The following is a 19,243-nucleotide window of genomic DNA, read 5'->3' as shown; positions in this document are numbered from 1 at the left end:
CGGCTCAACGTACGCCACGCGCGAGGCAGGCGTCGACCAGCGCCGTGAAGGCGTCGCCGCCGCGGATTGGATCGGCGACGGGCAGGCCGAGCCGTTCGGCCGTCGCCGCCAGCACGCGCTGCGCGGTGTCGTGGTCGAGGCCGGCGGTGTTGACGCTGATGCCGGCGCACCGGATGGCAGGATTGGTGCGGGCACCCAGCGTCAGCGCAAGCGCGATCGTGTCCTCGATCGACGGCAGCGGATAGTGCGGATAACCGAGCACGCGGTCGCGACCGTATTCGTGGCAGACCACGATCACGTCCGGTTGGCTGCCGTGGAGCAACGCCAGCGAGACGCCCGCGTAGGCCGGGTGCGACAGCGAGCCCTGCCCTTCGATGACATCCCAGTGCGCGGCGTCCGCATCGGGCGACAGCGTCTCGGCGGCACCGGCGGCGAAGTCGGCCACCACCGCGTCCATCGGAATGCCGGCGCCGGCGATCAGGATCCCGGTCTGGCCGGTGGCGCGGAAATCGGCATCGATACCGCGGGCGCGGAACGCGCGCGTGAGTGCGAGCGCCGTGTACTTCTTGCCGAGCGCGCAATCGGTACCGACGGTCAGCAGGCGATTGCCGGTGCGTTTGGCACCGCTGGCAACGGGAATGTGGGGGGGCGGATCGCGCACGTCGATCAAGCGCCGGCCCAGCGCACGCGCGGCGTTTCGCAGCGGCTCGATGCCCGACAGCCGCATGTGCATGCCGCCGATCAGGTCCAGGCCCGACTCCAGCGCCTGGATCAGCAGCGGAATCCAGGCCGCCGGAATACGTCCGCCCGGATTGGCGACGCCGATCACCATCGCGCGTGCGCCCGCCTGCTGCGCCTGTGCGGGCGACAGGAACGGCAATCCTGTGGTGACCTGCGCGGTATCGCAGGCGAACTCGCCCACGCAGCGGTCGCGCGCCCAGTCGCGCAGGCCGAACGCGGTCTTCGCATAGCTGGGTTCGACCGTATCGCCGAGGAACAGCAGGTACGGCTGCGGAAGCATGTCGGCGTCGAGCGACGACGGAACGGCGGTCTGCATGCGCGGTGCCCGGATCCGGGAGAGGACGACGCCACCCGCTCGCGCGGATGGCGCACGGTCAGAAGCGGAAGTCGATTTCCAGCCCGAAGGTGCGCGGCTGGATCGGCACCCCGACCAGGTGCGAGCGCACGCCCGACAGCGCGCCGTCCATCGGCGCCAGCGTCGACCACGCCTTCTCGCCCGTGACGTTGTTGGCGTAGGCGCGCAGCTCCCAGTTGCCCTTGCCGATGCCGGCGTACAGGTCCAGCGCGCGGTAGCTGTCGAGCTCCAGCGGCACGCTGATGTCGTCCGGCAGCAGCAGCGTGTCCGGATCGTCCGGCGCGGTGACGCGCTGACGCTCGGTCGTGTCGTTGAGACGCTTGCCTACCCAGCGCAGTGCGGCGCCAACCTGGCCGTTGAGGCCGCCGGCGGTGGAGAAGGCGTACTCGGCGGTCGCGGTCCACGACAGCTTCGGCGAATACGGCATGCGGTCGCCGGCGAGGCCCGTCCACAGGATGACGTCATACAGCCGGTTTCCGTCCTCATCGGCCTGGGCGATCACCGTCGGCTCGAAATCGTTCTTGATGCTGGCGTCGGTGTACGCCGCACTCAGGCCCAGCATCAGGGCATCCGTGACGCGGAACTGCGAGGACAACTCGAGGCCCTCGCTGGTCGCTTCGCCGCCATTGACCAGACCGCCGACACCGTTGAACGACGAAGCCACCTGGATGTCCTCCCAGTCGATCCGGAACGCCGACACGTCCAGCGTGACGCGACGATCGGCGAACTGCGACTTCAGACCGATCTCGTAGCTGTCGAGCATCGACGAGTCGACCTGCGGCGGCATGCCGGCAAGGGCCACGTTCGGACCACCCGGCTGGTAACCCGTCGCCACGCGCGCATAGACCATGACGTCGTCCGAGAACCGATACTGCGGGCTGATGCTCCAGGTGAAGACGTCTTCGCTGGACTCGCCCGGCGTGTCGCCGATCGGCGCGAGGATGCCGGTGGGCACGTTCTGGCTGAACCACTGGTCGTTGCGCGCCTGCCGCAGGCCGGCATCGATCTTGAAGCGCTCACCGAAGCGCCACGAGCCGTTGGCGAACAGCGCGTATTCCTTGTAGGTGCTGGGCAGGTTGATGATCGCCAGCGTGCCGAACATGTCGTCGTACGGCGCCGGCAACGGCGTGCCATCGCGCTGTCCCAGCCATGCGAACTGGCTCTGCAGCGCGTCCTCCTTGGTGTAGAACGCGCCGACCATCCACTCGAAGGTACCGCCGCCCTTCGACTGCAGGCGGAACTCCTGTGTGATCTTGTCCATGTCGTAGCGGTAGCGCACGAACGAGCTGCCGGGTTCGGGCAGACCCAGTATCCCGTCCGCGACTTCGCCGAACTGCACGGTCGAATCGATCTGGTCGAGGGTGTCGCTCTGCGACCAGCCGGTCGCCGAAATGAAATTGCCCCAGCCCAGCTCCCAATCTAGGCCCAGCGAGACCAGGGTCAGCTCCTTCGAGAACGGGCGCGGCTGCCAAGCCAGGTCGTCGTCATCGCCGAACAGCGGCCGCTGGGTGTCCGGATCCAGCGCCACGCCGGCGCGGTCGTCGCTGCGGATGCGTTGGTGCAGCACGCCGAAGTCCATGTCGACGACATCGCCGTCCCACGACAGCGCCGTACGCGCGCCGAGCTGGCTGCCGCCGTTGATGTTCTCGCGGCCGTCGACCGCGTTGTCGGTGAACGCCGCGATCTCGTTGCGCGCGAAGCTCATCCGCAGGCCCAGCCGGTCGTCCTTCAACGGCACGCTGGCGCCGAAGCGCAGGTTCAGCGCCTGGTCGCCGCCCTGCACGCTGCGCACGCCGACACCGACGCGCGCCTCGGTCGTGGACAGGTCGGGCTCGCGGGTCACGTACTTGAGCAGGCCGCCGATAGCGCCGGCGCCGTACAGCGTGCCCTGCGGCCCGCGCAGCACCTCGACGCGGCTGATGTCGTAGGGCAGCAGGTCGAGCATCAGCGTGCTCGCCCCCTGGTAGATGCCGCTGGAGCCGACCGGCACTTCGTCGATGTAGGTGGAGACGGTGGCGCCGGAAGACAGTGCGGCGATGCCGCGCAGCGATACCCGGGTCAGGCCCGGTCCACCGTCGTTCTGCACCTGCAGGCCGGGAATGAAGGCGGCGTAGTCCGACAGCGACACGGCGCCGAGGTTCTCCAGCTGGCGTTCGCCGATCACGCTGATCGACGCGCCGACGTCGCGCACGTTCTCCACGCGCTTGTTGGCGGTGACGACGACGGTATCCAGGTTCGTCGCTTCGGCGCTTGCGCCATCAGGCTGGGTCACGACGGAATCCTGCGCGAGGGCCGGTGCGCCGGAACAGGCCAGTGCGCCGGCGATCGCCAGGAAGAGTTGCTTGCGGTACCACGGGCGTGCGGAATGGAACTGGGTCATGCCTGTTCTCCCGGGCGACATTGAAGGGCTGCGATGGTCGGGGCGCTGCCCGGCTCCGGCCGGATAGCAGCGACATCCTGATCAGGGATAATGATCCTAATCAGAGAATTGTCAACACAAACAGAGAATCACCGGCGGACGGCCTCGTCCGCCCTCCCCGTCCAGCCCGGCCCGCGCACCACGCGGCCCGGCGTCGCGCCGGTGTGCTCGCCCTCCCGCAGCACCTGCACGCCATTGACGAAGACCTCGCTGACGCCGGTCGCGTACTGCTGCGGTTTGTCGTAGGTCGCGCGGTCGGCGATAGTCGCCGGATCGAACACCACGATGTCCGCGTAGCAGCCGGCCTGCAGGCAGCCGCGATCCTTGAGCTTCCAGTTCGCGGCCGGCAGTCCGGTCAGGCGATGGATGCCCTCCTCCAAGGGCATCAGCCGGCGGTCGCGAACGTAGTGGCCGAGGAAGCGCGCGACGTTGCCGTAGGCGCGCGGATGCGTGCTCGACTTGAGGAACACGCCTTCCGGCGCCGACGACTCCGCATCCGAGCCCAGGCTGACCCAGGGCTGCTTCAGGCCGAGCTCGATGTTCTCCTCGCTCATCAGGAAGTAGGCGGTGCCGATGCGGTGGTCGTCCTCGATGATCAGGTCGATCGCCGTGTCTTCCGGAGACGTACCGCGTTCGCGTGCGATGGCCGCCAGTGTTTTGCCGCCGAGCGGCTTCAATGCGTCGCTCTTGAATTCGATCAGCAGCAGCCGCTCGTCCGAACCAGCAAGCAGGCGCAGGTTCTCCCACGACACGTCGGGATCGCGCATCTCGGCGATCACGCGTGCACGCGTGGCGGGATCCTTGAGGCGCCGGATCATCGCGTCGTGACCGCCGGCCTGCACCCAAGGCGGCAGGCTGGCGGTCAGGCCGGTGGCGCCCGCGGTATAGACGTACATGTCGGCACTGACCTGCAGGCCTGCCTCGCGCGCCGCGTTGATCCGGTCGATGGCCTGCTGCATCTTCGGCCAGTTCTTTTCGCCGGCGGCCTTCAAGTGATAGGCCTCGGCGCGCTGGCCGGTGGCGCGGGCGATCGAGATGGTTTCGTCGATGGCTTCCAGGAAACGGTCCGCCTCGCTGCGCATGTGCGAGATGTAGCCGCCGCCCGATTCGCCCGCCGCTTTCGCAAGCGCGATCAGCTCACCGGTCTCGGCGAAGGCCGCGGGCGGATAGATCAGCGAACTGCCGACGCCCAGCGCACCTTCACGCATCGCCTGCCGCACGACGTCCTGCATGCGCGCCAGTTGTTCGGGTGTCGGATCGACGTCGTCCTCGCCCAGTTCGTGGATGCGCACCGTGGTCGCGCCGACGAACGAGGCGACGTTGGGCGTGACGCCACGCTGTTCGAGGTGCTCGAGATACCCGCCGAGCGTGGTCCACGGAATGTCGTAGCGGATGTCGACCTGCTGTTTCAGCGCATCCGCCCTCATGCGCGGATTGACCGGTCCCATCGACCAGCCCTCGCCGAAGATCTCCAGTGTCACGCCCTGCTTCGTATCGCTGACGCCACGGCCATCGGCGATCAGCGACTCGGTCGCCCAGCTCAAGACGTTGATGAAGCCCGGCGCCACCGCCATGCCCTTCGCATCCAGTATCTCCTTGGCATCGGCTTTCTGCCCGGCCGGCAGCAGCGCCACGATGCGGTCGCCGCTCACGGCCACGTCGACGCGCTGCGGCGCACCGCCGCTGCCGTCGTAGACAACGCCGTTGCGGATCAGCAGGTCGTAACGTTCGGCGGGTGCCGCCATCGCCGGACTGCACGCACAGAGCGCGAGGAACAGCAGGGCTGGCTTGAGTTGCGGCATGGCGGATCTCCGTCGGGTCAGTGCAGTGAGCGGATGGGGCGGTCCAGCCGCCACAGCAGGATCGCGGCGACGATGGCCAGGCCCGCAAGCAACAGGAAGAAACCGGCGTGGCTGGTCTTCGACCACAGCGTGCCGACCAGACCAGCGAGCAGGCTGCCGCTGAAGACCGCAAGGAACCAGGACGCGACCGTCGTCGCGCCCAACCGCGGCGGCGCCAGTTTCGCGAACAGGCCCAGGCCCGTCGGCAGGATGTACAGCTCGCCCAGCGTCAGCACGACGAAGAACAGCACGACCCATCCCCAGCCGATGCGCGCATCGCCGGCCCACGCGCTCAGCGCCGCCAGCAGCACGTAGGCTGCGGCAACGATCAGTGCGCCGATCGCCATCTTCAGCGCAGGCGACGTGTCATGGCCCGCATCGGCGCGACGTCGCCAGTGCAGCAGCAACAGTGGCGTCATGCTGATCACCAGTAGCGGATTGAGCGACTGGAACCACGTCATCGGAAGGGTGAAGCCGGCGACCACCCGATCCACGCCGGTGTCGATCAGCAACGGCAACGTATTGCCGACCTGTTCGTAGGCGCCGCGGAAGATCGTGGCGGCGATGCCGACGCCGAGCAGCAGCCACCACACGGTGTAGGACGGCGTTGCGCGCGCACCGGTGAGTTCGGCGGCCGGAACCGCAAGTCGCGACGGCTCCGGCGGCAGGTACTTGCGACCGAAGACGTAGATCATCAGTCCCAGGAACATGCCGATGCCGGCCGCGCCGAAACCGTAGTGCCAGCCGTACAGCTCGCCCAGCGTGCCGCAGACCAGCGGCGCGAGGAAGCCGCCGATGTTGAGCCCGACGTAGTAGACGTTGTAGGCCCGGCCGCGGCGTGGATCGTCGGCGGCGTAGAGGTCGTTGATCTGGCTGGGCAGGCTGGGCAGGAACAGGCCGTTGCCGAGTGCGATGGTGGCCAGCGCCACGTAGAACATCGGCTCGAACGCCATCACGAAATGGCCGAACGCCATGATGGTGCCGCCGAGGATCACCGCGTTGCGCTTGCCGAGCCAGCGGTCGGCGATGGCACCGCCGATGATGGGCGTGAAGTACGCCATCGCGGTGTAGGTGCCGTAGATGAACGACGCCTTCTCCTGCGCGAACAGCAACTGCTTGGTCATGTAATAGACCAGCAGCGTGCGCATGCCGTAATAGGAGAACAGCTCCCACATGTTGGTCAGGAACAGGATGGTCAGCCCGCGCGGCTGGCCGAACCAGGTCTTGTCCGACATGCCGGCGACGGTACTCATGCGGCGACCCGCGGCCCCCAGACCTCGTCGCCGCAGCGGATGTAGCCGTCGTCGTAGTGGACGGAGGGACTGCGGTCCTGCACCAGGAACGTCGGACCGTCCAGGTCGACGATGTCGCAGAACTGCCCCAGCACGAACGCAGGTGCCGCCGCCAGGCTGGTGCCGCACATGTTGCCGACCATCACCTGCTTGCCGAGCTCCCGCGCGCGCCGCGCCATCATCAGGCCTTCGGTCAGGCCGCCGCATTTGTCGAGCTTGATGTTGATGACGTCGAAGCGATGGTGGCGTGCCTCGAGTTCGGCGAGATCGAGGATGCTCTCATCGGCCGCGAACGGCAGCGGACGCGCGATGCCGTCCAGGTCGCCCTCGTGGCCGCGCCGGCACGGCTGCTCCAGCAGCGACACGCGTGCGTCGACCAGCGCAGGCAGCAGCGCGGGCAGCGTCGTGGCGTCGTAGCCCTGGTTCGCGTCAACGCCGAGCCACGCGTCCGGGCAGCGCGCCCGCACCGCCCGGACGCGCGCCGCATCCAGCACGGCCTCGCCGGTCAGCTTGAGCTTCAGCGCGCGCGCCTGCGTGTACGCCGCCGCCTTGTCGGCCATCGTCTCCGGCGTGTCGGCGCCGACGGTGAACGTGGTCAGCAGGGGGTGGATGCCGTCGAGCCCCGCCAACTGCCACACCGGTGCGTCGGCGCGCTGCGCCTCGAGCTCCCACAACGCGCAGTCGAGCGCATTGCGCGCTCCGCCGGGCGGCAGCACGTCGCGCAGCGATGCGCGGTCGATACCGGCTTCGATGCGCGGACGCAGCGCTTCGAGGGTGGCGATCATCGTGTCCGGATGATCGTCGTTGTAATAGACACCCGCCGCTTCTCCACGACCGATGAGATCGCCGTCGCGCAGCGTCACCACGGTGGCCGGCATCGCCTCGAATACATGGCCTGCGATGCGGAAGGGCGCCGACATCGGCAAGGGTTCGTTGTGCAGTTCCAGTCGAAGGGACACGCCGGCCTCGTGCGGAAAGAAGGACGCAGGGGACGGCCGGCGATACGCATCGCCGGCCGTGGCGGATCAGTAGTTCGCGCCGAACCCGATGACGTGATGGGCGACGCCGATCCACAGCAGGAACAGGCAGGCCATCGCGAGCAGCAGCGCCCACAGCTTGGCCAGCCATTTGCGGCGGCCGCGCAGCACGTGCCACGCATTCCAGACGGCGATGCCGGCGCCGAGCGGCAGCGCGACGGTGGCGAACAGGCGCATCGCGATGATCAGGCCGTCGGTGCCCGGGCTGGTCATCTCCAGCCTGCTCAGCATGCCGACCACCAGGCCGAGCGCCGCCGACGTCGCCAGCAGCGACAGCAGCGCGCCGATGCGCACCAGGCGGTGGGCGCGCGCGTCGGCGCCGGTCAGCGCATACCGCACCCCGTAGTAGCGACGCACCAGCGCCGACACTGGCCAGGCGATGACGGTCAGCAGCACGACGACCAGGCTGGCGACCAGCAGCGGCATCGACAGCGCACGCCAGGTGGACAGCCGCTCGAACACCATGATCGGCGCGTACGGCTCCATGCTGAAACGCGTGACCTCGCCGTCCACCACGTCGGCGGCGAGACGATCGGTGCTGTCCGTGTCCTGCCACAGGTACGGGGCGACCTCGCGCCACTTCTTCGGCGCGCCGCCGGCGCCCATCGCCGCCGTCACGCTGATGGTGCCGTCTTCGTTGGCGACCACCTTGATCGGTCCCAGCAGGTTGGCCAGCGACACGAAGTTGCTGTCGGGGCGCCGGCTGCTCGTATAGGTGCCGGCGAGCTGCGCCGCGTGCTGCTTCGCGTCTTCCTTCGACACGCCTGCTGGCTTGGGCGGCGTACCCGGCAGGTAGCGGTCCGCGAAGCCGCGCGACAGCGCGTAGCGGATATGGCCGGTCGCACCGTCCCGGCCCGAGCTGTTCATGGACACGAACAGGCCGATGCCATCATCGAGGAACAGCTGCAGGTCGCTATGGAACCACTGGGTGTCGCCGCCGTGCGAGATCGCGCGATGGCCGTTCACCGAGGTCTCGTAGAACCCGAGCATCATGCGGTTCAGCGGACCCACCGACGCCTGCCCGGTGCTGTGCATCTTCTGCGCCGTGGCAGCATCCAGGATGCGGGCCTCGCCGAAGGCGCCATCCTGCAGGTGGGCGATCATGAACTTCGCCATGTCCGTGCCGGTGGCCGCCAGGCTGCCGGCGGGAGACAGGCTGATGAATTCGTAATCCTTGGCCTCGCCGTCGGAAGCCTTCGCATACCCCTTCGACATGCCGGCCAGCAGTGCCGGCGGCAGCGGCTGCCGGAAGCTGGCGTGCTCCATGCCGAGCGGCTTGAAGATGTGCGCATCGAGATAGTCGTCGAACGACTGCCCCGACACGCGCTCGACGATGTACCCCGCCAGCGCGGTGGCGTAGTTCGAGTACGCCGGCGTGGCGCCCGGCACGTGGATGCGCTCCGGCGTCCAGTGCTTCAGGGCGTCGCCGAGCGGGGTGATCTCGTCCTGCTTCGCGGTGATCAGGCCGCGGATCTGCTCTTCCATGCCGGTGGTGTGCGTCATGATCTGCCGCAGCGTGACCGGCTTGCCGTCGCGGGCAGGAAGCTTGAAGTCGATGTACTGGTTGACGTCGGCGTCGAGGTCCAGCTTGCCGGCCTGCACCAGTTGCATCACCGCGGTCCAGGTGAACAGCTTGGACACGGATCCCGGCCGGAACAGCGTGGCATCGGGCACGACCGGCGCGCGCGTGGCCAGGTCGGCATAGCCGTAGCCCTTCTGCACCAGCACCTGGCCGTCCTTCACCACCACCACCACGGCGCCGGCGATGTCGCCGTTGGCCAGAGCATAGGGCATGAACCCGTCGAGCCACGCACCCACGTCTTCCCGGGTGAGCACTGGCGTCCCTGCGGAAGCGTCGGTAGCGATGGGCGCGGCCACGGCCGGCAGGGTGGCCGTGGGCGCAGGCGGCATCGCCGTGGGCGGCACGGGGGCGTCCTGTGCCAGGAGCGGCAGGGTCGCCAGCGCGGCCAGCATGCTGCCGCACAGGACTTGATGAATCGCACGCATCGAACGATCTCCCGACGGGAACGAAGGAACGGAGGGCCGGCGCGACTTCATGGCGCGTTGGCGGATATATCCTGATTCGGCGATAATGATCCCAATCAGAGAATTGTCAACCCGTGCCGAAAGTCGTGCCCGAACCGCTTGCCCCTTCCCGCAACCCAGCCGGAAGGCGATCATGCCGCCGTACCGGATACGCCAGCAGAAGCATCGGGTCCCAGGAGATCCCGCAAGGATGACGTCACAACACCCCACCATCGGCGGCCTGCTGCGCTCCCTGCGCGCGCGCAAGGGATGGACGCTCAAGCAGATGAGCGAGCACGCCGGCATCCCGCTGTCGACACTGTCCAAGGTCGAGCACGACCGCCTAACGCTGACCTACGACAAGCTGCTGCAACTGGCGCAGCGCCTGCAGTTGCGGATGTCGGAACTGTTCGCCGAGGACGTGGAGGCCGTGGAGCCGCCGGTGACCGCACGCCGCAGCATCGGCCGGATCGAGGACGCGATCCGCGTCACCACGCCCAACTACGACTACTTCTACCTGTGCCCGGAACTGCGCCGCAAGCGCATGATCCCGGTACTGACCCGCGTGCGCGCGAAGACGATCGAGGAGTTCGGTGAGCTGGTCCACCACTCCGGCGAGGAATACATCCACGTCCTCGAAGGTCGCATGGAAGTCCATACGGAGTTCTACGACCCGATCGTGCTTGAGACCGGCCAGTCGGTCTACATCGACTCGAACATGGGGCACGCCTACATCGCGGCGGAGGGCTGCGACGAAGTCCTGCTGCTCGGCGTGTGCTCCAGCTCGGACGAGCAGCTGTTGGAGTCGCTGATGACGCTGCATGGGGAAGAGAGCGCGGCGCAGCAGCGCAAGGCGGCGGCGAGGCTGTCGCCACCCGTCGCCACGACGGCCAGGACGCCGCGCAAGAAGGCGGCGGCCAGGAAGAAATCCTGACGGGCTGACCTACCTGCCGCAGGCTGCCGGGCGATCGATCAGCGGCTACCGGGCCACAGCGATGCGTTTTCGCCACCAAGGTCGCGATGCGGCAGGCAGTCGGTGAAGGCGCGCAGCGCGGGCAGCGTGGAGCGGAAGCCACCGCTGCCGCGCGCGATGGAGGAACAGGCGCAGCTGCCCAGCACGTCGGTCTTGGTGTTCAAGCTGCACGCGAACAAGCGCACCACCGCACACAGGACGCCGGCGCCCGTTGCTCCCGCGCCGCGCCCCGTCGTCAGAACCGGCGCTGGCCACCGCCGTAGTTGCCGATGTCGCACTGGCCGGAGAACGTGGTGCCGCCCTCGATGTTGATGCGGCCGGAGCGGCGGTCGACGGTCAGGCGCGGCTTGTTCATGCCATTGAGGCGATAGGTGGCGGTGATGCGGTCCGTACCGACCTGCAGGTTCTCCAGGTCCCACCAGCCGTGATCGCCATGCGAGTTGATCGGCGGAATCAGCGGCGCACCCAGATGGATGCGGCCGTGGTCGCCGTACAGTTCGATCTGCACGTCGCTGTTGAAGCCCTCGGTAGTGGCGCGCACGGTATCGGCTTCGTGCCACTTGTTGCGCTTGTCGTCCCAGCTGTAGTTGGGCTCGCTGGTCACCGTCGGTCGGGTACCGGCGCCGTAGCAGACCAGCACGAGCGAATTGGGATCGCGCTCGCTTGAAGGATATGGGCGCGGCGATGCGCCACCCGTTCCACTCCCCGATGCACCGCAGTTTTCCGCCGGCACGGACTGGATCGAGGCGTAGCGGCCGTCCATGGTGGACACGGAGATGCACTGGTTCCGCTTCGCGTTCCACCAGAAGGTGAAGCGCTGGTCGCGCACGGTGTTGGAATCGCGCTGCTCGTAGCCGCGCGACTGCAGCTGGGTTTCGCCCCCTGCCCCGCGCGCACCGACGAGATCCTCCACATCGGGCGGCGTCTGCGCGGACGCGGCGAAGGAGGCGGCGAACAGTGTGACAAGGCAGGCGGAACCACGGCGGGCAAGACGCATGTTGACTCTCCTGGTGGGTTTCGACGACGGCTGTAGCGGGTTGGATCGACGATCGGATGTGCGGTGCATTCCCTGCCCGCGGTGGACTTCTGTCTGCTGCGGTTCACGCCACGTCCCGGCGCACTGCGGGGCGGAGCGTGTGATGGTCGCGCGCGGAGCATCCCCTCCTCGTCACCAAGATGGCGTGAAGAATGCCCTCCGATCACGCAGCTACAGGGCGGGAACATCCGCATTGAGCACCTGAAGCGCGGGTCCCGTGGTGTCGGGCAACACGTGCAGGTCGGTCTGCAGCAGCACCACGCCTGGCCGGAGCAGCGGTGAAACCGCTGCAGTGAATGCAGGCGGCACGACGACCCGTGCCACATCCCGTGCGGCGACATCCTGTCCAGCCTCGTCTTCGCGGCCGGGAATGCCGATCCGGCGCCACGCGGGCGGCTGCCCGGGCGTGGCGGCCGAGACCAGGTATGCATGTGTTCCTTGCGGCGCCGGACCATCCCGGAAATCCACGCGCGCCCGTCCGATCTCGATGCCATTCCGGAAGACGAACAGGCGCCGGTCCGCCGTACTCATCACCATCGACAGTGGACCGGTCGTCGATTTCTGCGGCTCCCAGCGGAAGGACTCGGCCGCGCCCAGTAGCGGGGCAGCATCCTCGGCCCCGGTCCTGGGATCGATGGGGCTGGCGACAGGCGGATGCACAAGATCTTCAGGGGCCATGCCCTCCTTCGCGATCACCACCACCATGCCCATGGTGGTGGCGTCGAACAACAGTCGCGCGAACTCGGTGGGCAAGTGCACGCAGCCGTGCGACTCGGGATAGCCAGGCAAGCCGCCGGCATGCAGCGCCACGCCATCCCAGGTCAGGCGCTCCTGATAGGGCATGGGGGCATCGTTGTACTTGCTCGAGTGGTGGTCCTTGTCCTTCTGCAGGATGGTGAACACCCCCGTCGGCGTTTCGTGCCCGGGCTTGCCGGTGCTGACGGTCGACACCGCGATCAGCAGGCCATTGCGGTACACGTAGGCGCGCTGCTCGGTCAGGCTGACCACCACCGCCATCGGCCCCATGTCCTTCGCATCACCACCCCACACCCATTCGCCGGGCTTGAGCCCGGCCGGCGGCGTACCGGCGGGGCTGGAGGTCTTCGCACCCCAGAAAGGCGCGGCCTGCGCAGCGAAGGAAAACAGCGCCAGTAGCAGCCATGCGAACCGTGTGGTCCGGATCATCGCGGTGTCCTTGTCGGGATGGCACGAGCACCAGGATCGTGTCACATATTGCACGGCCGCGTGCTTAAATGCCGCCGTTCGTCCCCGGAGTCGTCCATGCCCCCGACCGGTTCGCAGGATCGTCCCGACTTCCCCTTCTACGACAACCGGCCGATCGGACTGTCCGGACCGCAGTGGCTCCTGGTGCTGGCCGGCGTGGCGTTGGCGTTCTGGCTGCTGGTCGCCCCGTGGACGCGCCCTGCGCCCGCGTGGGGCATGTGGATCCCGGCGTTGCTGTTCTGCACGGTGCCCCTGGCCGCAATGGCGGTGGTGGCAGGACGACACTGGACCGCGCTGTTCCATCGGCTGCGGGGGCGCGACCTGTTGCTGATGGTCGGCATCGCCGCATTGAACCTGGTGATCACGCTGCTGATCGGGCTGCTGATGAACGGCCTGGACCATGGGTCGGCCAATCCCGCGTTCAAGTCGATCGCTGAAGCGGATACCGCCACCCGTGTCATGGCCTTCGCGGCGATGGTGCCGCAGCTGCTGGGCGAGGAACTGCTCACCATCCTGCCCTTGCTCGCCCTGCTGTGGTGGCTGCACACCCGGATGAAGCTGCGGAAACGCACTGCCGTGGTGCTGGCGTGGCTGCTGTCGGCCATCCCGTTCGCGCTGGCGCACCTGCCCACCTACCAGTGGGACCTGGTGCAGTGCCTGGCGATCATCGGCAGCGCCCGGCTGGTGCTGAGTCTGGCCTATCTGTTCTCGCGCAACCTGTGGGTCTCCACCGGAGCGCATGTACTCAACGACTGGACCCTGTTCGGCATCAGCCTGATGCTGGGTTCGCTGCCGCACTGAGTCGTTTGCCTCGCGCTCAACGACACGGACAGGAACGGAGCGGGCTTTCAGCGGTGTCGATTCACGTGCGGATGCCGCAGCGGACGCGATGGAGACGGTACGGCTGCGCCGCTTTCCGCGCGCACCAGCGCCGGCAACGGCGAACTCATCACGCGCGCCACCGGCCCCACGCGCACCAGGAAGCCCGTGGCCGTTGCCGCGATCACGTCGACCTGGTGCTGGCCCTGCGGCAGGCGGAAGCGTTCGCCCGGCCTGAGCATCGAGCCCTCGTTGGCGGAATACGTCGCCGGCGGCACATCGCTGTCCAGGCTCTGGGTGGTTCCGTACGCACGCAACGCATGGATGATGACCGCATCGCCGGCGAGGTTCGACTCGTAGGGCGTGGTACGCCGACGCGCCTCCACGATGTAGACGACCGTCGCGAACGGATCGGGTTGCGTCGGCAACGCCAGCACCAGCAACTGCACGCCGGAACCGACGGGTGCATCGACGACATCCAGCATGACGTCATGCGTGCCGATGTCCTCCGCCTGCACGGTGAGCCGGCCGGCCTGCGCCACCCATCCCAACCGCTCCCGCTGGTACGCGTTGATGTATTTGGGCAGCAGCCCGTACACCGGATCGCTGCCGGCATGGCGCCACGCATCGCTCATCAGGTCCCAAGGATTGTCGTAGGTGTCGGCGTCGCCGTCGCTGTTGTCCGAATGCGGCAGGCCGTAGCCATGCCCCATTTCATGGGCCAGCGCAGCCAGGTTCAAGAACGCCCAGGGCGGATTCCAGGTGGCACGCAGACAGCCGTAGGCGCCATCGAAACTCGCGCATGCGCCGCCACCCCAGGCATAGCCATCCAGTTCCTCGTTGAACATCAGGTTGACGCCCATGGCGCCGGTGAAGTCGACCTCCCCGTCCGCGGCCGCGACGCAATCGGCGAACAGCAGCGACAGATCGGCCTGCGCACCCGTGTAGGTGCTGCGCTGGCGCGGGAGCGCATACCAGCCATAGGCCTGGCTGCCGGCCAGGTCGATGGCGCCCTGCGACACCTGCGACCAGTAGTGGCCCAGCTGACCTGGCGCATCGCCGTACTGGGACTGGAAGAAATCGCGCGACTTCGGTTCGGCCGGCATATCGGCGAACCGGCACATCAGCGTGATCCAGCGCGTGCTGCCGTGAACGGGTGCCGCCAGCCGCGGGCGGCCGTCGTCACCCTCGACCTGAGCCCGTTGCGCCTCGTGATCCACAGGCACGATGGCGTCGATGACCGGACGTGACCCACGCTTGCCGGCGGCGGCGTGCGACACCGCCACACGGCGGTTGGCCAGCGCATAGAGGTCGCCTGCCGCGCGCGTGGCCTGGGCGACATCGAGCCGGCGGTGTGCACCCGGCCCTGCGTCCAGCCACGCCGTGAAGCGCGGGGGATGCCCGGCTTGCCCAGGCGCGGCAGGCCGCGCATCGCCCCAGCGCAGCAGCAGGACGCCCTGCTCGATCTCGCCCGCCCATGCCGTCGGCAACGCTGCCGCGCAGGCCCATGCCAGCCAGACGACATGGCGCCGCAGCGGCCCGCCGCGGCGCACGTTCGCATTCCCATACATGGCGCTCTCCTTCCCTGTGCCACGACAGCCCGAGCAACACGGCAACGTCGGTGGGCGCGGACCGCGTCAGGCATTCCGGTCGGCGGTTCCCGTCGCGCCGCTCATATCGCGGGCGCAGCCCGGCGCACGCCCCATGGCGGCGTAAGGGATCGAGGATGTCGGCGGCGGTGCATGCCACGCATGCCCGCGTCCGCCAGCAGCGCGGTCCCTCGCGCGTCCGGGAGTCGCCGCCATGCTGGCCACGCGCTCCCGGGATGTGACGGGCAGCGTGCGCCGGCATGTGTTGGACAAATGTGATTCGAGGGCGCCGTCCGTCTGCTACACGCATGTACCTGCAGGCAGTCGGCTTCATGCCAGGACACCCGCATCGGCGAATGCGCCGGTTAAAGAGTTTGTGACACCCGCCGATACAGCCTGTGACGCCTTCCCTGACCTGACGTTTCCGCTCCGCATGACCGAGTCCAGCGACGCCCCCCTGGCCGATCCCGTCGGGTACGACGACGAAGAAAAGTACCTGGTGCACGGCGAGTACGCGATCCGCCAGATCCTGCAGTCGCTGATCGACAAGCGGGCGCTGGTCAGCGGGTGCGCCATGCCGCGCAACCATACCTTTCCGACGTCCGTCATCGAGGTGCTGGAGGATGAGGACGGCGTGCTGATCGACGGCAGCGCCGCGGAGACGATCAACCGCAGCATCGAGGAAGCCAGCCACGTCACCTGCGTGTCGCGGCTGGAACGCATCCACGTGCAGTTCAAGCTGTACGACCTTCAACGCGTGCAGAAGGACGGCCAGGTCGCCTTCCGCGCGCCGTTGCCGGAAAGCGTCCTGCGCCTGCAGCGGCGCGAGTTCTACCGTCTACAGGTGCCGGTCACCCAGCCGATGGACTGCGAGATTCCCACCCGCCATCCCGACGGCGAGACGACCTACCGCACCTACCGCGTGCTGGACATCAGCGGCGGCGGCATCGCCCTGGCCGTGCAGGCCGAGGAACCGACGCTGCAGCCCTACAAGGAATTCACCGGCTGCCAGCTTCACCTGCCCGACAGCGGCCCGCTGAGCGTGCGCCTGATGGTCAAGAGCCTGCACCGCCAGCTCAACCAGAACGGCAGCGAAAGCTGGCGTGCCGGCTGCCAGTTCACCGACATGCCGCGCGGTGGCGACGCGCTGATCCAGCGCTACATCTTCCGCCTGGAGCGCCAGCGCAGCGCCCGCGAACGCGGCGCCGCGTGACCGGCATCGCTGTTTCCCGCACCACTCGTCGGGTACGGGCCGGCACGGACTCAATGAAGCCGCAGTGCCGCCGATAGGAGTCGTACCACGGCCGCGATACCGGACCGGTTCCACCCACCCCGGATCGCGGGCGTTGCGACGCCACACCTGTCAACGAGGTCTCCATGTCATCTGCTTCCACGCGCTTCTCCTCCCGCAGCATCGCCACGCGTGTGATGTACGGCACCGCCATCGTCGCCCTGCTCGCCTTCGGCGTCGCCGCGGCCGCCAGCTACCTCCGCAGCAGCCAGTCGCTGCTCGCCGGTGCGCGCACCACGATGGAGGGCTTGGCGAATCTGGAGGCGCAGCGCATCTCGGGCGAGCTGACCGGCGCGTTCGACACCAATGCCGCACTCGCGGGCGCACTGCTTGCACAGCGCAGCGGCGACGGCATCAGCCGCGCCGCCGCCAGCGCCATCTTCAAACGCCAGCTGGAAGCCCACCCGGAATGGGTGGGCGTGGGCACGTTGTGGGAGCCCGACGCCTTCGACGGCAAGGACGCGGACTACGTCTCCGCTCCCGGCCACGACGACACCGGCCGCTTCATGAGCTACTGGGCATGGAGCGACGGCGCACCGCTGGAAGAGGCCCTGCGCGACTACGAAGTCCCCGGTGCCGGCGACTGGTACCTGCGGCCGCGCGAACTGAAGCGCCAGGTCGTCGCCGAACCTTATGTCTACAAGATCGCGGGCAAGGACGTGCTGATGACGACCCTGTCCACGCCCGTGCTGGACGAAGGCAAGTACGTCGGCGTCATGACCGTCGATTTCGCCCTGCAGTCGCTGCAGGCGCGCATCGCCAAGCTCACGCCGATGGACGCGGGCTTCGTGCGGTTGCTGACGCCGGCCGGCGTGGTCATCGCCGACCAGGATGCCGCCTCGGTCGGCAAGCCGTTCGCCGGCGCACAGGCCGCGGAGGTGATGAAGCAGATCGCCGCCGGCGAGCCGGTGTTCCGCGAATCAACCAACGCAGGCGGTGAAGCGGTGATGGAAGCCTACGTGCCGCTGCAGATCGGCGACGCGCAGGAGCGCTTCGCACTCGGCGTGGTGGTGCCGCGCGCCGTGCTGATGCGGGAAGCCCGTGCCGTGCTGTGGACGGTGATCGCGGTTGGCGCGCTGGGCGCCGCCCTGCTCTGCGGCGCGGTGTTCTGGCTGTTGCGCCGCCAGGTCGCGAAGCCGCTGGCCGGTGCGGTGCGCGTCGCCGACGACATCGCGCGCGGCAAGCTGGACAGCGACATCGATGCCAGCGGCGACGACGAGATCGGCACGCTGATGAAGGCCATGCGCAGCATGCAGGCCAACCTGCGCGAACGGATCGAGCGCGACGCCGTGGTGGCGAAGGAAAGCCTGCGCATCCGTACCGCGCTGGAGGACGTGACCACCAACGTCATGATCGCCGACGCCGACCGCACCATCGTGTACGCCAACCGCCCGCTGATGAAGATGCTGGCCGATGTCGAACAGGACCTGCGTCGCGACCTGCCCGCGTTCGACGTGCGTACCGTGGTCGGCAGCAGCATCGACATCTTCCACGGGAAGCCCGAGCATCAGGCGCGCATGCTGGCGCAGCTGCAGGGCACCCATCGCGCCCAGATCACCGTCGGCGGCCGCATCATGCAGCTGATCATCAACCCGGTGACCGATGGCGACGGCCAGCGCATCGGCTACGTGGTCGAGTGGGCGGACCGTACCCATGAGGTCATGGTCGAACAGGAAGTCACCCGCATCGTGCAGGCCGCCGCACAGGGCGACCTGAGCGGACGCATCGCCGAGACCGGCAAGCAGGGCTTCCTGCTGATGCTGTCGCAGCAGGTCAACGGCCTGCTGTCCGCGATCGCCGGCAGCGTCGAGGCCGTCTCCGGCGTGCTGCAGTCGCTGTCCAAGGGCGACCTGACCGCGCGGATGGAAGGCGACTTCCATGGCGTGTTCGCGACCATGCGCGACGATGCCAACGCCACCGTTGCACAGCTGACCGACATCGTCGGCCGCATCCAGGACGCCTCCGGTTCCATCAACACCGCCGCCGGCGAGATCGCCTCCGGCAACAACGACCTCTCGCGCCGCACCGAGCAGCAGGCCGCCAACCTGGAAGAGACCGCCGCCTCGATGGAGGAACTGACCTCCACCGTGCGCCAGAACGCCGAATCGGCACGCCAAGCCAACCAGCTCGCCATCGGCGCGGCCTCGGTCGCCTCGCAGGGCGGTGATGTCGTCGGCAAGGTCGTCACCACGATGACCGACATCGAACAGTCGTCGAAGAAGATCGCCGAGATCATCTCGGTCATCGACGGCATCGCTTTCCAGACCAATATCCTGGCGCTCAACGCCGCGGTGGAAGCCGCGCGTGCCGGCGAGCAGGGTCGCGGCTTCGCCGTGGTCGCCTCGGAAGTGCGCACGCTGGCCCAGCGCTCGGCCAACGCCGCCAAGGAGATCAAGGGCCTGATCGAGACGTCGGTGGAGAAGGTGTCCGATGGCTCCGCGCTGGTGAACCAGGCTGGTGCGACCATGGCCGAAATCGTGGCCAGCGTGCAGCGCGTGACCGACATCATGGCCGAGATCTCCGCCGCCTCGCAGGAACAGTCCGCCGGCATCGAGCAGGTCAACCAGACCATCACCCAGATGGACGAAGTGACCCAGCAGA

General features: G+C 68.1%; 14 protein-coding genes. 4 read left to right on the top strand and 10 right to left on the bottom strand.

Features of this window, described 5'->3' with window-relative positions:
- Window positions 1-4: 4 nt before the first annotated feature.
- The 6 genes from CSC78_RS13795 to CSC78_RS13770 form a co-directional block, all read right to left on the bottom strand.
- Window positions 5-1,057 (bottom strand): DUF1611 domain-containing protein, encoded by a 1,053-nt coding sequence (locus CSC78_RS13795; RefSeq protein ID WP_162338443.1) that lies wholly within the window; start codon window positions 1,055-1,057, stop codon window positions 5-7.
- Window positions 1,058-1,115: 58 nt separating this feature from the next.
- Window positions 1,116-3,476, bottom strand: a complete 2,361-nt coding sequence (locus tag CSC78_RS13790; protein WP_162338442.1) for a TonB-dependent receptor — start codon at window positions 3,474-3,476, stop codon at window positions 1,116-1,118.
- A 128-nt stretch (window positions 3,477-3,604) separates the two neighbouring features.
- Entirely contained in the window at window positions 3,605-5,317 is a 1,713-nt protein-coding gene (locus CSC78_RS13785) for an N-acyl-D-amino-acid deacylase family protein (RefSeq protein WP_162338441.1), read from the bottom strand.
- A gap of 17 nt (window positions 5,318-5,334) precedes the next feature.
- Window positions 5,335-6,609, bottom strand: coding sequence for a peptide MFS transporter (locus tag CSC78_RS13780; protein WP_162338440.1), 1,275 nt, complete (start codon window positions 6,607-6,609; stop codon window positions 5,335-5,337).
- Window positions 6,606-7,607: a dipeptide epimerase gene (locus CSC78_RS13775; protein ID WP_238391284.1), complete on the bottom strand. Its 1,002-nt coding sequence runs from the start codon at window positions 7,605-7,607 to the stop codon at window positions 6,606-6,608. The genes CSC78_RS13780 and CSC78_RS13775 overlap by 4 nt, the downstream gene beginning before the upstream one ends.
- A gap of 66 nt (window positions 7,608-7,673) precedes the next feature.
- Window positions 7,674-9,692: a serine hydrolase domain-containing protein gene (locus tag CSC78_RS13770; protein ID WP_162338439.1), complete on the bottom strand. Its 2,019-nt coding sequence runs from the start codon at window positions 9,690-9,692 to the stop codon at window positions 7,674-7,676.
- 229 nt (window positions 9,693-9,921) lie between these two features.
- Between CSC78_RS13770 and CSC78_RS13765 the strand changes: the two genes are divergently transcribed.
- Window positions 9,922-10,644 (top strand): helix-turn-helix domain-containing protein, encoded by a 723-nt coding sequence (locus CSC78_RS13765; RefSeq protein WP_162338438.1) that lies wholly within the window; start codon window positions 9,922-9,924, stop codon window positions 10,642-10,644.
- 38 nt (window positions 10,645-10,682) lie between these two features.
- Here CSC78_RS13765 and CSC78_RS13760 read toward each other — a convergent pair whose 3' ends face one another.
- The 3 genes from CSC78_RS13760 to CSC78_RS13750 all read right to left on the bottom strand — a co-directional run bounded on the left by CSC78_RS13760 (window position 10,683) and on the right by CSC78_RS13750 (window position 12,904).
- Window positions 10,683-10,847, bottom strand: coding sequence for a hypothetical protein (locus CSC78_RS13760; RefSeq protein ID WP_162338437.1), 165 nt, complete (start codon window positions 10,845-10,847; stop codon window positions 10,683-10,685).
- Between the two features lie 71 nt (window positions 10,848-10,918).
- A complete protein-coding gene (locus CSC78_RS13755; protein WP_162338436.1) occupies window positions 10,919-11,680 on the bottom strand; it encodes a hypothetical protein in 762 nt (253 codons plus the stop codon).
- A 210-nt stretch (window positions 11,681-11,890) separates the two neighbouring features.
- A complete protein-coding gene (locus CSC78_RS13750; RefSeq protein ID WP_162338435.1) occupies window positions 11,891-12,904 on the bottom strand; it encodes a L,D-transpeptidase in 1,014 nt (337 codons plus the stop codon).
- A gap of 96 nt (window positions 12,905-13,000) precedes the next feature.
- On the opposite strand from CSC78_RS13750, the gene CSC78_RS13745 reads away from it, so the two are divergent.
- Complete coding sequence (locus CSC78_RS13745; protein WP_162338434.1) at window positions 13,001-13,744, top strand: CPBP family intramembrane glutamic endopeptidase; 744 nt, start codon at window positions 13,001-13,003, stop codon at window positions 13,742-13,744.
- Between the two features lie 47 nt (window positions 13,745-13,791).
- Here CSC78_RS13745 and CSC78_RS13740 read toward each other — a convergent pair whose 3' ends face one another.
- Window positions 13,792-15,333 carry a metallopeptidase domain-containing protein gene (locus tag CSC78_RS13740; protein WP_162338433.1) on the bottom strand — a complete coding sequence of 514 codons (1,542 nt, stop codon included), beginning with the start codon at window positions 15,331-15,333 and terminating at the stop codon, window positions 13,792-13,794.
- 451 nt (window positions 15,334-15,784) lie between these two features.
- On the opposite strand from CSC78_RS13740, the gene CSC78_RS13735 reads away from it, so the two are divergent.
- The gene (locus tag CSC78_RS13735; protein WP_162338432.1) at window positions 15,785-16,564 is read left to right on the top strand and encodes a flagellar brake protein; all 780 of its coding nucleotides are present in this window, start codon (window positions 15,785-15,787) and stop codon (window positions 16,562-16,564) included.
- A 164-nt stretch (window positions 16,565-16,728) separates the two neighbouring features.
- A partial coding sequence (locus CSC78_RS19215) for a methyl-accepting chemotaxis protein (RefSeq protein ID WP_162338431.1) occupies window positions 16,729-19,243 on the top strand: 2,515 nt, incomplete at its 3' end.

Origin of the sequence: Pseudoxanthomonas japonensis (assembly GCF_010093445.1) — a bacterium.
GTDB classification, from domain to species: Bacteria; Pseudomonadota; Gammaproteobacteria; order Xanthomonadales; family Xanthomonadaceae; genus Pseudoxanthomonas_A; species Pseudoxanthomonas_A japonensis.
This window is presented reverse-complemented; position numbering and strand designations above follow the sequence as displayed.

Coding starts and splice junctions, on each gene's coding strand:
- CSC78_RS13780 (WP_162338440.1), bottom strand. CDS start 6,609: ATGAGTACCGTCGCCGGCATGTCGGACAAGACCTGGTTCGGCCAGCCG.
- CSC78_RS13740 (WP_162338433.1), bottom strand. CDS start 15,333: ATGTATGGGAATGCGAACGTGCGCCGCGGCGGGCCGCTGCGGCGCCAT.
- CSC78_RS13765 (WP_162338438.1), top strand. CDS start 9,922: ATGACGTCACAACACCCCACCATCGGCGGCCTGCTGCGCTCCCTGCGC.
- CSC78_RS13790 (WP_162338442.1), bottom strand. CDS start 3,476: ATGACCCAGTTCCATTCCGCACGCCCGTGGTACCGCAAGCAACTCTTC.
- CSC78_RS13770 (WP_162338439.1), bottom strand. CDS start 9,692: ATGCGTGCGATTCATCAAGTCCTGTGCGGCAGCATGCTGGCCGCGCTG.
- CSC78_RS13745 (WP_162338434.1), top strand. CDS start 13,001: ATGCCCCCGACCGGTTCGCAGGATCGTCCCGACTTCCCCTTCTACGAC.
- CSC78_RS13795 (WP_162338443.1), bottom strand. CDS start 1,057: ATGCAGACCGCCGTTCCGTCGTCGCTCGACGCCGACATGCTTCCGCAG.
- CSC78_RS13785 (WP_162338441.1), bottom strand. CDS start 5,317: ATGCCGCAACTCAAGCCAGCCCTGCTGTTCCTCGCGCTCTGTGCGTGC.
- CSC78_RS13735 (WP_162338432.1), top strand. CDS start 15,785: ATGACCGAGTCCAGCGACGCCCCCCTGGCCGATCCCGTCGGGTACGAC.
- CSC78_RS13750 (WP_162338435.1), bottom strand. CDS start 12,904: ATGATCCGGACCACACGGTTCGCATGGCTGCTACTGGCGCTGTTTTCC.
- CSC78_RS13755 (WP_162338436.1), bottom strand. CDS start 11,680: ATGCGTCTTGCCCGCCGTGGTTCCGCCTGCCTTGTCACACTGTTCGCC.